At 59.5% G+C, this 15,490-nt stretch carries 14 protein-coding genes; 13 read left to right on the top strand and 1 reads right to left on the bottom strand.

Annotated elements, in window-relative coordinates; genetic code table 11:
* Positions 1–81 precede the first annotated feature (81 nt).
* The 3 genes from acnA to ASC74_RS22865 all read left to right on the top strand — a co-directional run bounded on the left by acnA (position 82) and on the right by ASC74_RS22865 (position 5,537).
* Complete coding sequence (acnA, locus tag ASC74_RS22875) at positions 82–2,823, top strand: aconitate hydratase AcnA (protein WP_056744281.1); 2,742 nt, start codon at positions 82–84, stop codon at positions 2,821–2,823.
* Positions 2,824–3,076: 253 nt separating this feature from the next.
* Positions 3,077–3,868 carry a CPBP family intramembrane glutamic endopeptidase gene (locus ASC74_RS22870; RefSeq protein ID WP_056744279.1) on the top strand — a complete coding sequence of 264 codons (792 nt, stop codon included), beginning with the start codon at positions 3,077–3,079 and terminating at the stop codon, positions 3,866–3,868.
* A 103-nt stretch (positions 3,869–3,971) separates the two neighbouring features.
* Positions 3,972–5,537: a methyl-accepting chemotaxis protein gene (locus tag ASC74_RS22865; protein ID WP_046047856.1), complete on the top strand. Its 1,566-nt coding sequence runs from the start codon at positions 3,972–3,974 to the stop codon at positions 5,535–5,537.
* 96 nt (positions 5,538–5,633) lie between these two features.
* On the opposite strand, the gene ASC74_RS22860 is transcribed toward ASC74_RS22865, so the two are convergent.
* Entirely contained in the window at positions 5,634–6,308 is a 675-nt protein-coding gene (locus ASC74_RS22860; RefSeq protein ID WP_056744277.1) for an alpha/beta family hydrolase, read from the bottom strand.
* A gap of 109 nt (positions 6,309–6,417) precedes the next feature.
* Here ASC74_RS22860 and ccoN (ASC74_RS22855) point away from each other — a divergent pair, with 109 nt between their 5' ends.
* The 10 genes from ccoN (ASC74_RS22855) to ccoG all read left to right on the top strand — a co-directional run bounded on the left by ccoN (ASC74_RS22855) (position 6,418) and on the right by ccoG (position 15,486).
* A complete protein-coding gene (ccoN, locus tag ASC74_RS22855; protein WP_056744275.1) occupies positions 6,418–7,842 on the top strand; it encodes a cytochrome-c oxidase, cbb3-type subunit I in 1,425 nt (474 codons plus the stop codon).
* 10 nt (positions 7,843–7,852) lie between these two features.
* Positions 7,853–8,461, top strand: coding sequence for a cytochrome-c oxidase, cbb3-type subunit II (gene ccoO, locus ASC74_RS22850; RefSeq protein ID WP_056744273.1), 609 nt, complete (start codon positions 7,853–7,855; stop codon positions 8,459–8,461).
* A 15-nt stretch (positions 8,462–8,476) separates the two neighbouring features.
* Positions 8,477–8,677, top strand: a complete 201-nt coding sequence (locus tag ASC74_RS22845) for a cbb3-type cytochrome oxidase subunit 3 (RefSeq protein ID WP_177338877.1) — start codon at positions 8,477–8,479, stop codon at positions 8,675–8,677.
* On the top strand, positions 8,674–9,627 hold the full coding sequence (gene ccoP / locus ASC74_RS22840; protein ID WP_056744269.1) for a cytochrome-c oxidase, cbb3-type subunit III: 954 nt from the start codon (positions 8,674–8,676) through the stop codon (positions 9,625–9,627). The genes ASC74_RS22845 and ccoP (ASC74_RS22840) overlap by 4 nt, the downstream gene beginning before the upstream one ends.
* 483 nt (positions 9,628–10,110) lie before the next feature.
* Positions 10,111–11,553 (top strand): cytochrome-c oxidase, cbb3-type subunit I, encoded by a 1,443-nt coding sequence (gene ccoN, locus ASC74_RS22835; RefSeq protein WP_056744267.1) that lies wholly within the window; start codon positions 10,111–10,113, stop codon positions 11,551–11,553.
* Positions 11,553–12,161, top strand: a complete 609-nt coding sequence (ccoO, locus tag ASC74_RS22830; protein ID WP_018925301.1) for a cytochrome-c oxidase, cbb3-type subunit II — start codon at positions 11,553–11,555, stop codon at positions 12,159–12,161. Before ccoN (ASC74_RS22835) ends, ccoO (ASC74_RS22830) begins: the two co-directional genes overlap by 1 nt.
* 5 nt (positions 12,162–12,166) lie before the next feature.
* Positions 12,167–12,352, top strand: a complete 186-nt coding sequence (locus ASC74_RS22825; RefSeq protein ID WP_003175465.1) for a CcoQ/FixQ family Cbb3-type cytochrome c oxidase assembly chaperone — start codon at positions 12,167–12,169, stop codon at positions 12,350–12,352.
* A complete protein-coding gene (ccoP, locus tag ASC74_RS22820) occupies positions 12,349–13,326 on the top strand; it encodes a cytochrome-c oxidase, cbb3-type subunit III (protein WP_056744265.1) in 978 nt (325 codons plus the stop codon). The genes ASC74_RS22825 and ccoP (ASC74_RS22820) overlap by 4 nt, the downstream gene beginning before the upstream one ends.
* A gap of 252 nt (positions 13,327–13,578) precedes the next feature.
* Positions 13,579–13,776 carry a hypothetical protein gene (locus ASC74_RS22815; RefSeq protein ID WP_056744264.1) on the top strand — a complete coding sequence of 66 codons (198 nt, stop codon included), beginning with the start codon at positions 13,579–13,581 and terminating at the stop codon, positions 13,774–13,776.
* A gap of 297 nt (positions 13,777–14,073) precedes the next feature.
* The gene (gene ccoG / locus ASC74_RS22810; RefSeq protein ID WP_056744262.1) at positions 14,074–15,486 is read left to right on the top strand and encodes a cytochrome c oxidase accessory protein CcoG; all 1,413 of its coding nucleotides are present in this window, start codon (positions 14,074–14,076) and stop codon (positions 15,484–15,486) included.
* Positions 15,487–15,490: the final 4 nt, after the last annotated feature.

Below are 15,490 nucleotides of genomic sequence, written 5' to 3'. Positions count from 1 at the left end.
TTAACGAATGAACAGGGCTAGGTTAAAGGCTCTGTCTGTCCCGTCAGTCCGTAGCCGTGCGGACTCAAAGGAGTCATTTCAATGCCGTCCCTCGATAGCCTGAAAACCCTTAAAACCTTACAAGTTGACGACAAGACCTATCACTATTACAGCTTGCCGGATGCCGCCAAAAGCCTGGGCGACCTGGACAAGCTGCCAATGTCGTTGAAAGTGCTGCTGGAAAACCTGCTGCGCTGGGAAGATGAAAAAACCGTCACCGGCGCCGACCTCAGGGCGATTGCCGCCTGGCTCAAGGAGCGTCGCTCCGACCGTGAAATTCAATACCGTCCCGCGCGGGTATTAATGCAGGACTTTACCGGCGTTCCCGCCGTGGTCGACCTGGCCGCCATGCGTGCCGCGATGGCGAAGGCCGGTGGCGACCCGCAGCGGATCAATCCGCTCTCCCCCGTGGATTTGGTGATCGACCACTCGGTGATGGTCGACAAATTCGCCAGCGCCAGCGCCTTCGAACAGAACGTCGACATCGAAATGCAGCGCAACGGTGAACGTTATGCGTTCCTGCGCTGGGGCCAAAGCGCCTTCGATAACTTCAGCGTGGTGCCGCCGGGCACCGGGATCTGCCACCAGGTGAATCTGGAATACCTGGGGCGCACGGTCTGGACCAAGGACGAGGACGGCCGCACGTACGCCTTCCCCGACACCCTGGTCGGCACCGACTCCCACACCACCATGATCAACGGCCTCGGCGTGCTCGGCTGGGGCGTCGGCGGGATTGAAGCGGAAGCGGCGATGCTGGGCCAACCGGTGTCGATGCTGATCCCGGAAGTGATCGGCTTCAAGCTCACCGGCAAGCTCAAGGAAGGCATCACCGCCACCGACCTGGTGCTGACCGTCACCCAGATGCTGCGCAAGAAAGGCGTGGTCGGCAAATTCGTCGAGTTCTACGGTGACGGCCTCGACGACCTGCCGCTGGCCGATCGCGCCACCATCGCCAACATGGCCCCGGAATACGGCGCCACCTGCGGCTTCTTCCCGGTGGACGACATCACTCTGGAATACCTGCGTTTATCCGGTCGCCCCAGCGCAACCGTGAAACTGGTCGAGGCCTACAGCAAAGTCCAGGGCCTGTGGCGTCTGCCGGGCCAGGAACCGGCGTTCACCGACAGCCTGGCGCTGGACATGGGCAGCGTCGAAGCCAGCCTTGCCGGGCCGAAACGCCCACAGGACCGGGTATCGCTGCCGAATGTCGCGCAAGCGTTCAGTGATTTCGTCGACCTGCAATTCAAACCCACCAGCAAGGAAGTCGGTCGTCTTGAAAGTGAAGGCGGCGGTGGCGTTGCGGTGGGCAATGCCGATCTGGCCGGTGAAGCCGACTACGAATACGACGGTCAGACCTATCGATTGAAAAACGGCGCGGTAGTTATCGCCGCGATCACCTCCTGCACCAACACCTCCAACCCGAGCGTGATGATGGCCGCCGGCCTGGTGGCGAAGAAAGCCGTGGAAAAAGGCCTCAAGCGCAAACCGTGGGTCAAGAGTTCGCTGGCCCCAGGCTCGAAAGTGGTCACCGACTACTACAAGGCTGCCGGCCTGACCCAGTACCTTGATGAACTGGGTTTTGCCCTGGTCGGCTACGGCTGCACCACCTGCATCGGCAACTCCGGGCCATTGGCGGAGCCGATCGAAAAAGCCATTCAGGCTGCCGACCTGACCGTCGCCTCGGTGCTGTCGGGTAACCGCAACTTCGAAGGTCGCGTGCATCCGCTGGTGAAAACCAACTGGCTGGCCTCCCCGCCGCTGGTCGTCGCCTATGCGCTGGCCGGTACGGTGCGCATCGACATCAGCAGCGAGCCGTTGGGTACCGACAAAGAGGGCAATCTGGTTTATCTGCGGGACATCTGGCCAAGCACCAAAGAGATTGCCGACGCGGTGAACCAGGTCAACACCGCGATGTTCCACAAGGAATACGCCGAAGTGTTTGCCGGTGACGAGCAATGGCAGGCGATTGAAGTGCCGCAAGCGGCGACCTATGTCTGGCAGGACGATTCGACGTACATCCAGCATCCACCGTTCTTCGATGACATCGGCGGGCCGCCGCCAGTGGTCAAAGACGTTGCAGGTGCCAGAGTCCTCGCATTGCTCGGCGATTCGGTGACCACCGACCACATTTCCCCGGCCGGCAACATCAAGGCCGACAGCCCCGCTGGTCACTACCTGCGCGAGAAAGGCGTGGAACCACGGGACTTCAACTCCTATGGCTCGCGTCGCGGCAACCACGAAGTGATGATGCGCGGCACCTTTGCCAACATCCGCATTCGTAACGAGATGCTCGGCGGCGAAGAAGGCGGCAATACGATTTACATTCCCACCGGGGAGAGGATGCCGATCTACGATGCGGCCATGCGTTATCAAGCCTCGGGCACGCCGCTGGTGGTGATTGCCGGGCAAGAATATGGCACCGGCTCGAGTCGTGACTGGGCGGCCAAGGGCACCAATCTGCTGGGGGTCAAAGCGGTCATTGCCGAAAGTTTCGAACGGATTCACCGCTCCAATCTGGTGGGCATGGGCGTGTTGCCGTTGCAGTTCAAGCTGGATCAAAACCGCAAGAGCCTGAACCTGACCGGCAAGGAGACGCTGGATATTCTGGGTTTGACCGGCGTCGAGCTGACGCCGCGGATGAACCTGACACTGGTGATCACCCGTGAAGACGGCAGCCGCGAGAAAGTCGAGGTGTTGTGCCGGATCGATACCCTTAATGAAGTGGAGTACTTCAAATCGGGGGGGATTTTGCATTACGTGTTGCGACAGTTGATTGCCTCGTAAATGTCTGCTGACACAGACACCGCCTTCGGGCGGTGTTTTTGTTTGTGGGGGTGCACTTCTCTATAATTGCTCGCCACTTAATGGGCGTCGCTCAACATGCCGTGCCCGCCACAAAATCCCTGTGGGAGCGAGCTTGCTCGCGATAGCTTACTAACAGTCGACATCAATGTTGAATGATATGGCCTCATCGCGAGCAAGCTCGCTCCCACAGGGATAGAGTCGCCCTGCAAATTTATGGACTCAAGGACCTCACATGATTGCTCTGCCATGGAACTACCTGGCCCTTCTCTCCCTCGGCTATGGTCTGGCACTGATTTACGGCCAACTCGGCTGGCTGGCCGTAATCTCCGTCGCATTGTTGCTGTTCACAGGTTTCGCCGTGCGCCAGCAAAAGGTTCAAGCCGGCCGCTACCTCGGTCATGGGGTGTTCTTCGTCCTGGTCCTGGCACTGGCGATGCACTGGCTTCCCGGTTTCTACAACGGCCGTGGTTTCGCCCCTCAGCAATTCACCGACGATGCCGTGCCGTTTTTCATGTACCTGAATCAGGACAAACCCCTGATCGGGTTCTGGCTTTTGCTGGTCTGCCCGTGGATTGTCGGCCGACGTTCCCTTCGCCTTTCCATCTATGCCACCGCGCTGGGGCTGACGTTGAGCGCCGTGCTGGCCTTGGGTGGCGCGCTGTTGTTGGGCATGATCAGTTGGGCACCGAAGTGGCCGGATCAAGCCTGGCTGTGGCTGGTTAACAATCTGCTGCTGGTGACCCTGGTCGAGGAAGCGCTATTTCGCGGCTACATCCAGGGCGGTCTGACCCGGCACTTCAAAAACCTGCCCTACGGTGAGAACCTCGCCCTGCTCCTCGCATCGCTACTGTTCGGCCTGGTGCATGTGGGTGCCGGCTGGCAATGGGTGTTGCTGGCGAGCCTGGCGGGTGTCGGCTATGGTCTGGCCTACCGTTTTGGTGGCTTGGGTGCGGCCATCGCCACCCATTTCGGCTTGAACCTGCTGCATTTCGGGCTGTTCACCTATCCGATGCTCGCCGGGTGACGCAATGGTCGTTTTGCGACGAACCACTGATTATTGAAAAATTATTTCAATAAATTCCCGATCATGCCGACACCCTGTCAAAGCCTTGCGGATTGAAAAAGCCATGCGTAACAACCAGCCCATTACACAACGCGAACGGACCTTCCCGGCTCAGCAACGGTTGATTTCCACCACCGATGCCAAGGGCGTGATCACCTACTGCAACGACGCTTTCGTCGAGATCAGTGGGTATTCTCGTGAAGAGCTGATCCGTGCGCCGCATAACCTGGTCCGTCACCCTGACGTCCCGGCCGCGGTGTTCGCACACATGTGGGGCACACTGAAACAAGGCTTGCCATGGATGGGCATTGTCAAGAATCGCTGCAAGACCGGTGATCATTACTGGGTTAACGCCTATGTCACGCCGGTTTTCGAAGGCAATCAGGTGGTCGGTTACGAATCGGTGCGGGTCAAACCCACCGCCGAGCAGATCCGCCGTGCCGAAGCGCTCTACCAACGCATCAACCAGGGCAAGTCGGCGATTCCTTCAACAGACAAATGGCTGCCGGTGCTGCAGGACTGGCTGCCGTTCATCCTCGTCAGCCAGCTGAGCTTCATGATCGGTGCGTCGCTCAATTCCCAATGGGGTTTTGCGTTGGCCGCCGGCCTGTCGGTGCCATTGGGTCTGTTGGGGTTGAGCTGGCAACAACGCGGCCTCAAGCGTCTGCTGCACCTGGCCGGGCAGACCACCTCCGACCCGCTGATCGCGCAGATGTACACCGACAGCCGCGGTGCTCAAGCACGTCTGGAGATGTCGATCCTCAGCCAGGAAGCCCGCCTGAAAACCTGCCTGACCCGTCTGCAGGACACCGCCGAGCACCTGAGCGACCAAGCGAAACAGTCCGACACCCTGGCGCATAACAGCTCCAACGGTCTGGAACGCCAACGCGTCGAAACCGAGCAAGTGGCCACCGCCGTCAATCAGATGGCCGCCACCACGCAGGAAGTCGCCAGCCACGTGCAGCGCACGGCTGATGCGACTCAGGAAGCCAATCGCCTGACCGGTCGCGGCCGCGACATCGCCGGGGAAACCCGCGAAGCCATCCAGCGCCTGTCGGTGGTGGTCGGTGAAACCGGTCTGACCGTGACCCAACTGGCCAAGGACAGCGACGAAATTGGTGGCGTGGTCGATGTGATCAAAGGCATCGCCGACCAGACCAACCTGCTGGCCTTGAACGCCGCCATCGAAGCGGCCCGTGCCGGTGAGATGGGTCGTGGCTTTGCGGTGGTCGCCGACGAAGTCCGTCAACTGGCGCAACGCACCAGCGAATCCACCGGGCAGATCCACGCCCTGATCGCCAAGCTCCAGCAAACCGCCAGCACGGCGGTGCAAACCATGGAAGCCGGGCATCGCCAGGCCGAAGAAGGTGTGGCGCGGGTTCTGGAAGCGGATCAGGCACTGGTGGGGATCAGCGAAGCAGTGGCCAACATCACCGACATGACCACCCAGATCGCTGCGGCTACCGAAGAGCAAAGCGCTGTCGCTGAAGAAATCAGCCGCAACATCAGCAACATCTCGCACCTGGCGGATCAGACCTCGGAACAGGCGCAACACTCTGCACTGTTGAGTGAAGAACTGACCAAAACCGCGAATACCCAGTATTCGTTGGTGGAGCGGTTTAACCGCTAAGATCAACGTCAAAAGATCGCAGGCTGCGCCAGCTCCTACATGGATCGCGTAACCCTGTAGGAGCTGCCGAAGGCTGCGATCTTTTGATCTTGCGTCTCACAGAAATTCGGCAACCTTCTGCGCCGCAGCCACCAAATGCTGCTCATGGGTAAACCCCGAAGCCTTCAACGGCTTCAAATCATGATCCCCCGCCACCAGCCAGAACACCTCGATGCCCGGCGCCAACGTGTAAGCCTCGACCGCTTCACGATTGCCCAACGCATCCCGTTCGCCCTGAACAATTAACGTCCGCGTCTTCAGCGCCGCCAAATGCTCAACCCGAGGCTTCTCCGGTTTCCCCACCGCATAAAACGGATACCCGAGGCACACCAACGCATCGGCCTCTAGCTCATCCGCCAAAAGACTCGCCATCCGCCCGCCCATGGACTTGCCGCCAATGGCCAGACGTCCAGCGACATGGCGTCGCACCACCGCATACACCTCACGCCAGCACTCGAGCAGTTTCGGGGCCGGGTTCGGTGGACGTTTACCCCCATCAACACGCCGTTGCGCCATGTACGGAAACTCGAAGCGCAGCACATTGACGCCTTGAGCAGCAAGGCGCGCAGCCATGTCGTTCATCCAGCTGCTGTCCATCGGCGCACCGGCGCCATGGGCGAGGATCAACGTCGCTGATGCCGGCACTGACGCGGCATTCCACAACCATCCGTGATCCTGCACACACCGCGCCCATTGATCCCCGTCAATACTGGCCTTGTGCTCTTTGTCCATGCTTGCCTCGCTTTTAGTCTGCCTATAACTCCAGGCGAAGGGAGCGTCTGCCGTGCGGCTTACTCGCAAAGACAGGCCTTCACTTCGGCTGAACCGTGGATGGGGAACCATGAACACTTCTATCAGTACCGCCTACAACTACAAGGTGGTCCGCCAATTCGCCATTATGACGGTGGTGTGGGGCATCGTCGGCATGGGGCTCGGGGTTTTTCTCGCGGCTCAATTGGTCTGGCCTGAACTCAACTTCAATCTGCCGTGGACCAGCTTCGGGCGCCTGCGCCCGTTGCACACCAACGCAGTGATCTTCGCCTTCGGCGGTTGCGCCCTGTTCGCCAGTTCGTTCTATTCGGTGCAACGCACCTGCCAGACTCAATTGTTCGCGCCGAAAATCGCCGCGTTCTGCTTCTGGGGCTGGCAAGTCGTGATTTTGCTGGCCGCTATCAGCCTGCCGCTGGGTTACACCAGTTCCAAGGAATATGCCGAGCTGGAATGGCCGATCGACATCCTGATCACCATCGTCTGGGTCGCCTACGCCGTGGTGTTCTTCGGCACGCTGGCCAAGCGCAAGACCAAGCACATCTACGTCGGCAACTGGTTCTTCGGTGCGTTCATCATCACCGTGGCGATTCTGCACATCGTCAACAATCTTGAACTGCCGGTGAGTTTCACCAAGTCCTACTCGGTGTACGCCGGTGCGACCGATGCCATGGTTCAGTGGTGGTACGGCCACAACGCCGTGGGCTTTTTCCTGACCGCCGGTTTCCTCGGGATGATGTACTACTTCGTGCCGAAACAGGCCGAGCGTCCGGTGTATTCCTATCGCTTGTCGATCGTGCACTTCTGGGCGCTGATCACCCTGTACATCTGGGCCGGTCCGCACCACTTGCACTACACCGCGCTGCCGGACTGGGCACAGTCGCTGGGCATGGTGATGTCGCTGATCCTGCTGGCACCGAGCTGGGGCGGGATGATCAACGGCATGATGACGCTCTCGGGCGCCTGGCATAAGTTGCGCAGCGACCCGATCCTGCGCTTCCTCGTGGTCTCGCTGGCGTTCTACGGCATGTCGACCTTCGAAGGGCCGATGATGGCCATCAAAACGGTCAACGCCCTCTCCCACTACACCGACTGGACCATCGGCCACGTTCACGCCGGCGCCCTTGGTTGGGTAGCGATGATCTCGATCGGCGCGCTGTACCACATGATCCCGAAAATCTTCGGCCGCACGCAGATGCACAGCATCGGCCTGATCAACGCGCACTTCTGGCTCGCGACCATCGGCACCGTGCTGTACATCGCGTCGATGTGGGTCAACGGCATCGCCCAGGGCCTCATGTGGCGCGCTATCAATGAAGACGGCACGCTGACCTACTCCTTCGTCGAAACCCTGGTGGCCAGCCACCCAGGCTTCGTCGTGCGGCTGGTAGGCGGTGCGATCTTCTTCAGTGGCATGTTGCTGATGGCCTACAACACCTGGCGCACCGTGCGGGCCTCGCAGCCTGCCGAAGTCGCCGCTGCCGCGCAGATCGCCTGAGGAGGCCGCCATGAAACACGAAACAATCGAGAAAAACGTCGGCCTGCTGATGTTGCTGATGGTGCTGGCCGTGAGCATTGGCGGTCTGACCCAGATCGTCCCGCTGTTCTTCCAGGACGTGACCAATAAACCGGTGGAAGGCATGAAGCCCTACACCGCGCTGCAACTGGAAGGTCGCGACATCTACATCCGCGAAGGCTGCGTCGGTTGCCATTCGCAGATGATCCGGCCGTTCCGCGCCGAGACCGAACGCTACGGCCACTACTCGGTGGCCGGTGAAAGCGTCTGGGATCACCCGTTCCTGTGGGGCTCGAAACGTACCGGTCCGGACCTCGCCCGGGTCGGCGGTCGCTACTCCGAAGACTGGCACCGCGCGCACTTGTACAACCCGCGCAACGTGGTGCCGGAATCGAAAATGCCCGGCTATCCGTGGCTGGTGGCCAATCAACTCGACAGCAGCCACACCGAAACCAAGATCCGCGCCATGCGCACGTTGGGCGTGCCATACACCGACGACGACATCACAGGCGCTGTCGCCTCGCTCAAGGGCAAGACCGAAATGGACGCACTGGTCGCTTACCTGCAAGTGCTCGGCACATCCATCAAGAGCAAGAGGTGAGCCATGCCCTTTGAAATAATGAGTGAGATGAGCAGTGGAATGATCCGCGGCCTGGGCACGGTCGTGGTGTTCGTAGCCTTCGTCGGCCTGACGCTGTGGGTGTTCAACAGTAAGCGCAACCCGGAATTCGCCGAAGCGCGTTTGCTGCCGTTCGCCGATGAACCGCTACCCGATGACGCCACCCAAGAACCTGAAACAAGGAGTACCCGGCCATGACCACCTTCTGGAGTACGTGGATCTGCGTACTGACCATCGGCAGCCTGATCGGCCTGACCTGGCTGCTGATCGGCACCCGCAAGGGCGAAACCAAGGGCAGCGTCGACCAGACCATGGGCCACAGCTTCGACGGCATCGAGGAGTACGACAACCCGCTGCCGCAGTGGTGGTTCATGCTGTTCGCCGGCACGCTGGTATTTGCCGTGGGCTATCTGGTGCTGTACCCCGGCCTGGGCAACTGGAAAGGCATTCTGCCGGGTTACGAGGACGGTTGGACCGGCGTCCACGAGTGGGAAAAGGAGATGAACAAGGCCGATGCGAAGTTCGGGCCGATCTTCGCCAAATTCGCGGCGATGCCCGTGGAAGAGGTGGCCCAGGACCCGCAAGCGTTGAAAATGGGCGGTCGCCTGTTTGCCTCCAATTGCGCGGTCTGCCACGGCTCGGATGCCAAGGGCGCCTTTGGCTTTCCGAACCTGACGGACACCAGCTGGCGCTGGGGCGGCAACGCCGACACCATCAAAACCACGATCATGGGTGGTCGCATGGCGGCGATGCCGGCCTGGGGTGAAATCCTTGGTGATGCTGGCGTGAAGAACGTCGCGGCTTATGTGCGCCATGACCTGGCCGGCCTGCCGTTGGCTGCCGACAGCGGTGCCGACCTGCACGCCGGACAACAAACGTTCAGCACTATGTGCGTAGCCTGTCATGGGGCAAACGGCCAGGGCACTGAAGCCATGGGCGCGCCGAATCTGACGCAACCGGCCGGTTTTATCTACGGTACAAGCCTGGCACAACTGCAACAGACGATTCGTCATGGTCGCCAGGGCCATATGCCGGCGCAGAACGAAATGCTCGGCAACGACAAGGTGCAACTGCTGGCCGCTTACGTTTACAGCTTGTCTCACGGGCTGAACACCGAGCGTTTGCAGGCTGAAGGCAAACACGAATAAATCTCGACCGCTCTGCTGCCGCATTCTCCCGGATGCGGCAGTTCCCTGCCCCTTTGCGACCCATTGTCGCACCCCTCCGTTGGTCCTCCTTTCGGTTCACCAGATTCGGGTCTAAGCTTCCCCCGATGCGGACTGGCATGAGCCGGTTCCAGGTCGACCCAACCCGATGTGTTCGACGAATCTGCTCGATGACAGGCCGCAAAGGCTGGTAGATACCGGCTGTCGTGCCAATTGCCATCTGTCACCCGATCGTTGCGTTTGAACACACCCCGTTACATCCGACCTGACCCCCTCACCATTTTCGTCCGCTGCGACATTTTGCCCTTGGGCAATTTTGTCCCTACGCGGCGCATGGAAAGGCCGCAGAATCAGCTTTTGAAAGCATTGACCCAGGTCATGGCGCGTTGCAATGACCCCCCGCTTTCTCCATACTTGCGGCCGATTTTTACTCCTAATAAAACACCCAAACCGTGGAACCTTAGAATGAGCACAGCAATCAGTCCGACTGCTTATAACTATAAGGTAGTCCGCCAGTTCGCCATCATGACGGTGGTCTGGGGGATCCTTGGCATGGGGCTTGGTGTCTTCATCGCCTCACAGCTTGTATGGCCGGAATTGAACTTCGGTCTGCCGTGGACGACTTTTGGACGCTTACGCCCGTTGCACACCAACCTGGTGATTTTCGCCTTCGGTGGTTGTGCTCTGTTTGCCACTTCTTATTACGTCGTGCAGCGAACCTGCCAAACGCGACTGATTTCCGACAGCCTCGCCGCCTTCACCTTCTGGGGTTGGCAAGCGGTGATCGTCGGCGCGATCATTACCTTGCCGTTGGGTTACACCACCACCAAGGAATACGCGGAACTGGAATGGCCCCTGGCTATTCTGCTGGCCATCGTCTGGGTTACTTACGGTCTGGTGTTCTTCGGCACCATCACCAAGCGCAAAACCAAGCACATCTATGTGGGTAACTGGTTCTACGGTGCCTTCATCGTTGTGACGGCGATGCTGCACATCGTCAACCACGCTTCCCTGCCGGTCAGTTTCTTCAAGTCCTACTCGGCCTACGCCGGTGCGACTGACGCGATGATCCAGTGGTGGTACGGCCACAACGCGGTGGGTTTCTTCCTGACCACCGGCTTCCTGGGGATGATGTACTACTTCGTTCCGAAGCAGGCCGAGCGTCCGATCTACTCCTATCGTCTGTCGATCGTGCACTTCTGGGCGCTGATCACCCTGTACATCTGGGCCGGTCCGCACCACCTGCACTACACCGCACTGCCGGACTGGGCTCAGTCGCTGGGCATGGCGATGTCGATCATCCTGCTGGCACCAAGCTGGGGCGGCATGATCAACGGCATGATGACCCTGTCGGGCGCCTGGCATAAGCTGCGCACCGACCCGATCCTGCGGTTCCTCGTTGTGTCGCTGGCCTTCTACGGCATGTCGACCTTCGAAGGCCCGATGATGGCCATCAAGACCGTCAACTCGCTGTCTCACTACACTGACTGGACCATCGGCCACGTACACGCCGGCGCCTTGGGCTGGGTAGCGATGATCTCGATCGGCGCCATCTACCACATGATCCCGAAACTGTTCGGTCGTGTGCAGATGCACAGCATCGGCCTGATCAACACGCACTTCTGGCTCGCGACCATCGGTACCGTTCTGTACATCGCTTCGATGTGGGTCAACGGCATCACCCAGGGTCTGATGTGGCGTGCAATCAACGACGACGGCACCCTCACCTACTCGTTCGTTGAAGCGCTGCAAGCCAGCCATCCTGGTTTCATCGTTCGCGCCCTGGGCGGTGCGTTCTTCGCCAGCGGCATGCTGTTCATGGCCTACAACGTATGGCGTACCGTACGTGCCTCGAACCCGGCTGAAGCCAAAGCTGCTGAACAGATTGCTGTAGTTGGAGCTCACTGATGAAGCATGAAGCAGTCGAGAAGAACATTGGCCTGCTGGCCTTCTTCATGGTTATCGCCGTCAGCATCGGCGGCCTGACCCAGATCGTTCCGCTGTTTTTCCAGGACGTCACCAACAAGCCGGTCGAAGGCATGAAGCCTCGCACCGCCCTTGAACTGGAAGGCCGCGACATCTACATCGCCAACGGTTGTGTCGGCTGCCACTCGCAGATGATCCGCCCGTTCCGCGCTGAAACCGAACGTTACGGCCACTACTCGGTCGCCGGTGAAAGCGTCTGGGATCACCCGTTCCTGTGGGGTTCCAAGCGTACCGGTCCGGACCTGGCCCGTGTTGGCGGTCGTTACTCCGATGACTGGCAGCGTGCGCACTTGTACAACCCGCGCAACGTAGTGCCTGAGTCGAAAATGCCGGCCTACCCGTTCCTCGTGGAAAACAAGCTCGACGGCAAAGACACCGCCAAGAAAATGGAAGTCTTGCGCACGCTCGGCGTCCCTTACACCGACGAAGACATCGCCGGCGCCAAGGATGCTGTGAAGGGCAAAACCGAAATGGACGCGCTGGTGGCCTATCTGCAAGGCCTGGGCACCATCATCAAAAGCAAACGGTGATTTAGATGGATATCGGGATGATTCGTGGCCTGGGCACCGTTGTTGTGATGGTGGCCTTCATCGGTCTGGCGTTGTGGGTATTCAGTCCCAAGCGCAAGTCGGAGTTTGAAGACGCGACCTTGCTGCCTTTCGCGGATGATCCCGAAGCCATCAAGCACGTCGAGCAAGCTTCTAGGAGTAACAAAGAATGACTACGTTCTGGAGTCTGTACGTCACAGTCCTCAGTCTCGGCACGATCTTCGCCCTGACCTGGCTGCTGCTGTCCACCCGCAAGGGCCAGCGCAGCGAAGCCACCGAAGAAACGGTTGGCCACTCCTTCGACGGGATCGAGGAGTACGACAACCCACTGCCGAAATGGTGGTTCATGCTGTTCGTGGGCACCATCATCTTCGCCCTGGGCTACCTGGTGCTGTACCCGGGCCTGGGCAATTGGAAAGGCCTGCTGCCGGGTTACAACTACCTCGATAACGACAAGCAGACCGCGTTCGCCAACGGCCAGAGCGGCTGGACCGGCGTTCACGAGTGGGAAAAGGAAATGGCCAAGTCGGACGCCAAGTTCGGCCCGATCTTCGCCAAGTTCGCTTCCATGCCGATCGAAGAAGTCGCCAAGGACCCGCAAGCCCTGAAGATGGGTGGCCGCCTGTTCGCCTCCAACTGCTCGGTCTGCCACGGTTCCGACGCCAAAGGCGCTTATGGCTTTCCTAACCTGACCGACGCCGACTGGCGCTGGGGCGGCGAAGCGCAAACCATCAAGACCACCATCATGGGTGGTCGTCACGCGGTGATGCCGGCGTGGGCTGAAGTGATCGGCGAGCAAGGCGTTGCGAACGTTGCCGCGTTCGTACTGACCAACCTCGATGGCCGCAAGTTGCCGGAAGGCACCAAGGCTGACCCGGTAGCTGGCCAGAAGCTGTTCGCTGCCAACTGCGCGGTGTGCCACGGTCCGGAAGGCAAAGGTACGCCAGCGATGGGCGCGCCTAACCTGACCCACCCGGCAGCGTTCATCTACGGTTCGAGCTTCGCTCAACTGCAGCAGACCATCCGTTACGGCCGTCAGGGCCAGATGCCTGCGCAAGAACAGCTGCAAGGCAACGACAAGGTTCACCTGCTGGCCGCTTACGTCTACAGCCTCTCTCACGGTGAGAAAGCTACCGACGCCGAGTAAGGCAAACGCTTGATGCAACAAAAAACGGCCCCGTCAGACGACGGGGCCGTTTTCGTTTCAGACGGGAAATTTTCTTGTCGCACCGCATTTCACAAGGCAACCCATCAACACCACTCACAACCTGAAACCCTTCCTCACTCGCCGCAAACACCAACAGAATCTAACCTTTGCGCAGCCTGGTGAAAATCCAATCACAACAACACTGCTTTTCTCCCCCGGTTAAAACAACCCAACAAACAAGGAAGTTGTTTCATGTCTGAACAAAACATTACAGGCACCCCGCCCGACAACATTGAGCACCAGACTGACGCCGAAGGCGTCCCCCTGAAGAATGCTGACGAGACAAACACCCTGACGCGCAAAACCAGGTCCATCGACAGTGAAAACAGCGCCGACCGAAAACGCGGCACCGGAGGGCTGGACTCTTTGGGAGGCGGTCGCCTCCCTTGACATCACTGCATTGGCGATTGAGCCACCCGTAACAGGATTGCAGCGCTAGCGCGCTGCAATCCAAAGCGAAATAGTGCGCGGTCAGCCTGGGATAAAGGTGAATCGTCTATAGTCAATTGACCTGCATCATGTTTTGTTACATCTGCTACACCATCCACGAATTTTCCCCAACGCGACCAAAGGTCGCACCCTTGACCTAGAGCGACAGGCGTATCATTGCGCCACTGCAACACCTCTTTTTGACCGCGGTCGGCATGTACTGACCGAGGCATTTTTCCACTGCCGTGGGATGCAATGATGAGCAATCAGATTCCGGTACACGACGTTACCCCTGCCAAGAACGCGAACAACAGCGTCGACCTCTACGCCTCTCGAGAAAAAATCTACACCCGCGCCTTCACCGGCCTGTTCCGCAACCTGCGGATGATGGGCGGTGCCGGGCTGTTTCTGCTGTATTTCGGTACAGTCTGGCTGAGCTGGGGCGGCCATCAGGCCGTCTGGTGGAACCTGCCGGAACGCAAATTCTTCATCTTTGGCGCAACTTTCTGGCCTCAGGACTTCATCCTGCTCTCGGGGATCCTGATCGTCAGCGCCTTCGGCCTGTTCTTCATTACCGTGTACGCCGGGCGGGTCTGGTGCGGCTATACCTGCCCGCAGAGTGTCTGGACCTGGATTTTCATGTGGTGCGAGAAGGTCACCGAAGGCGATCGCAACCAGCGCATCAAGCTCGACAAAGCGCCCATGAGCGCCAACAAATTCCTGCGCAAATTCAGCAAACACACGATGTGGCTGTTGATCGGTTTTGTGACCGGCATGACCTTCGTCGGTTACTTCTCGCCGATCCGCGAACTGACCATCGACTTCTTCACCGGCGAAGCCGACGGCTGGTCGTATTTCTGGGTCGGTTTCTTCACCCTCGCCACCTACGGCAATGCCGGCTGGTTGCGCGAGCAGGTGTGCATTTACATGTGCCCGTACGCGCGCTTCCAGAGCGTGATGTTCGACAAAGACACCCTGATCGTTTCCTACGACCCGCGTCGTGGTGAAGGCCGCGGCCCGCGCAAGAAAGGCGCCGACTACAAGGCCATGGGCCTGGGCGACTGCATCGACTGCACCATGTGCGTCCAGGTTTGCCCGACCGGTATCGACATCCGCGACGGCCTGCAAGTCGAATGCATCGGCTGTGCGGCCTGCATCGATGCCTGCGACAGCATCATGGACAAGATGGATTACCCGCGCGGCCTGATCAGCTACACCACCGAGCACAACCTGTCCGGGCAAAAAACCAATAAACTGCGCCCGCGCCTGATCGGCTATGCCACGGTGCTGCTGGCGATGATCGCTTTGCTGATGACCGCATTCTTCATGCGTTCGCTGGTCGGTTTCGACGTCAGCAAGGACCGCGTGCTGTACCGCGAGAACGCCGAAGGCCGGATCGAAAACGTCTACAGCCTGAAGATCATGAACAAGGATCAGCGCGACCACACCTACGTGCTCGAAGCCGCTGGCCTGCCGGACCTCAAGCTGCAAGGCAAGCGCGAGATCAAGGTCGCCGCCGGGGAGATCTTCAGCCAGCCGGTCGAACTGTCCAGCGCACCGGAGAAACTGCCATCGAGCACCAACGAGGTGAAATTCATCCTCAAGGATGCCGATGACGACAGCGTCCACATTGAAGCCAAGAGCCGGTTCATCGGCCCACAAGTTCGTTGAGAGA

Source organism: Pseudomonas sp. Root329 (assembly GCF_001424925.1).
Classification (GTDB): domain Bacteria; phylum Pseudomonadota; class Gammaproteobacteria; order Pseudomonadales; family Pseudomonadaceae; genus Aquipseudomonas; species Aquipseudomonas arabinosi.
Note: the sequence above shows the minus strand (reverse complement) of the source record. Positions and strands in the feature narration are given on the sequence as shown.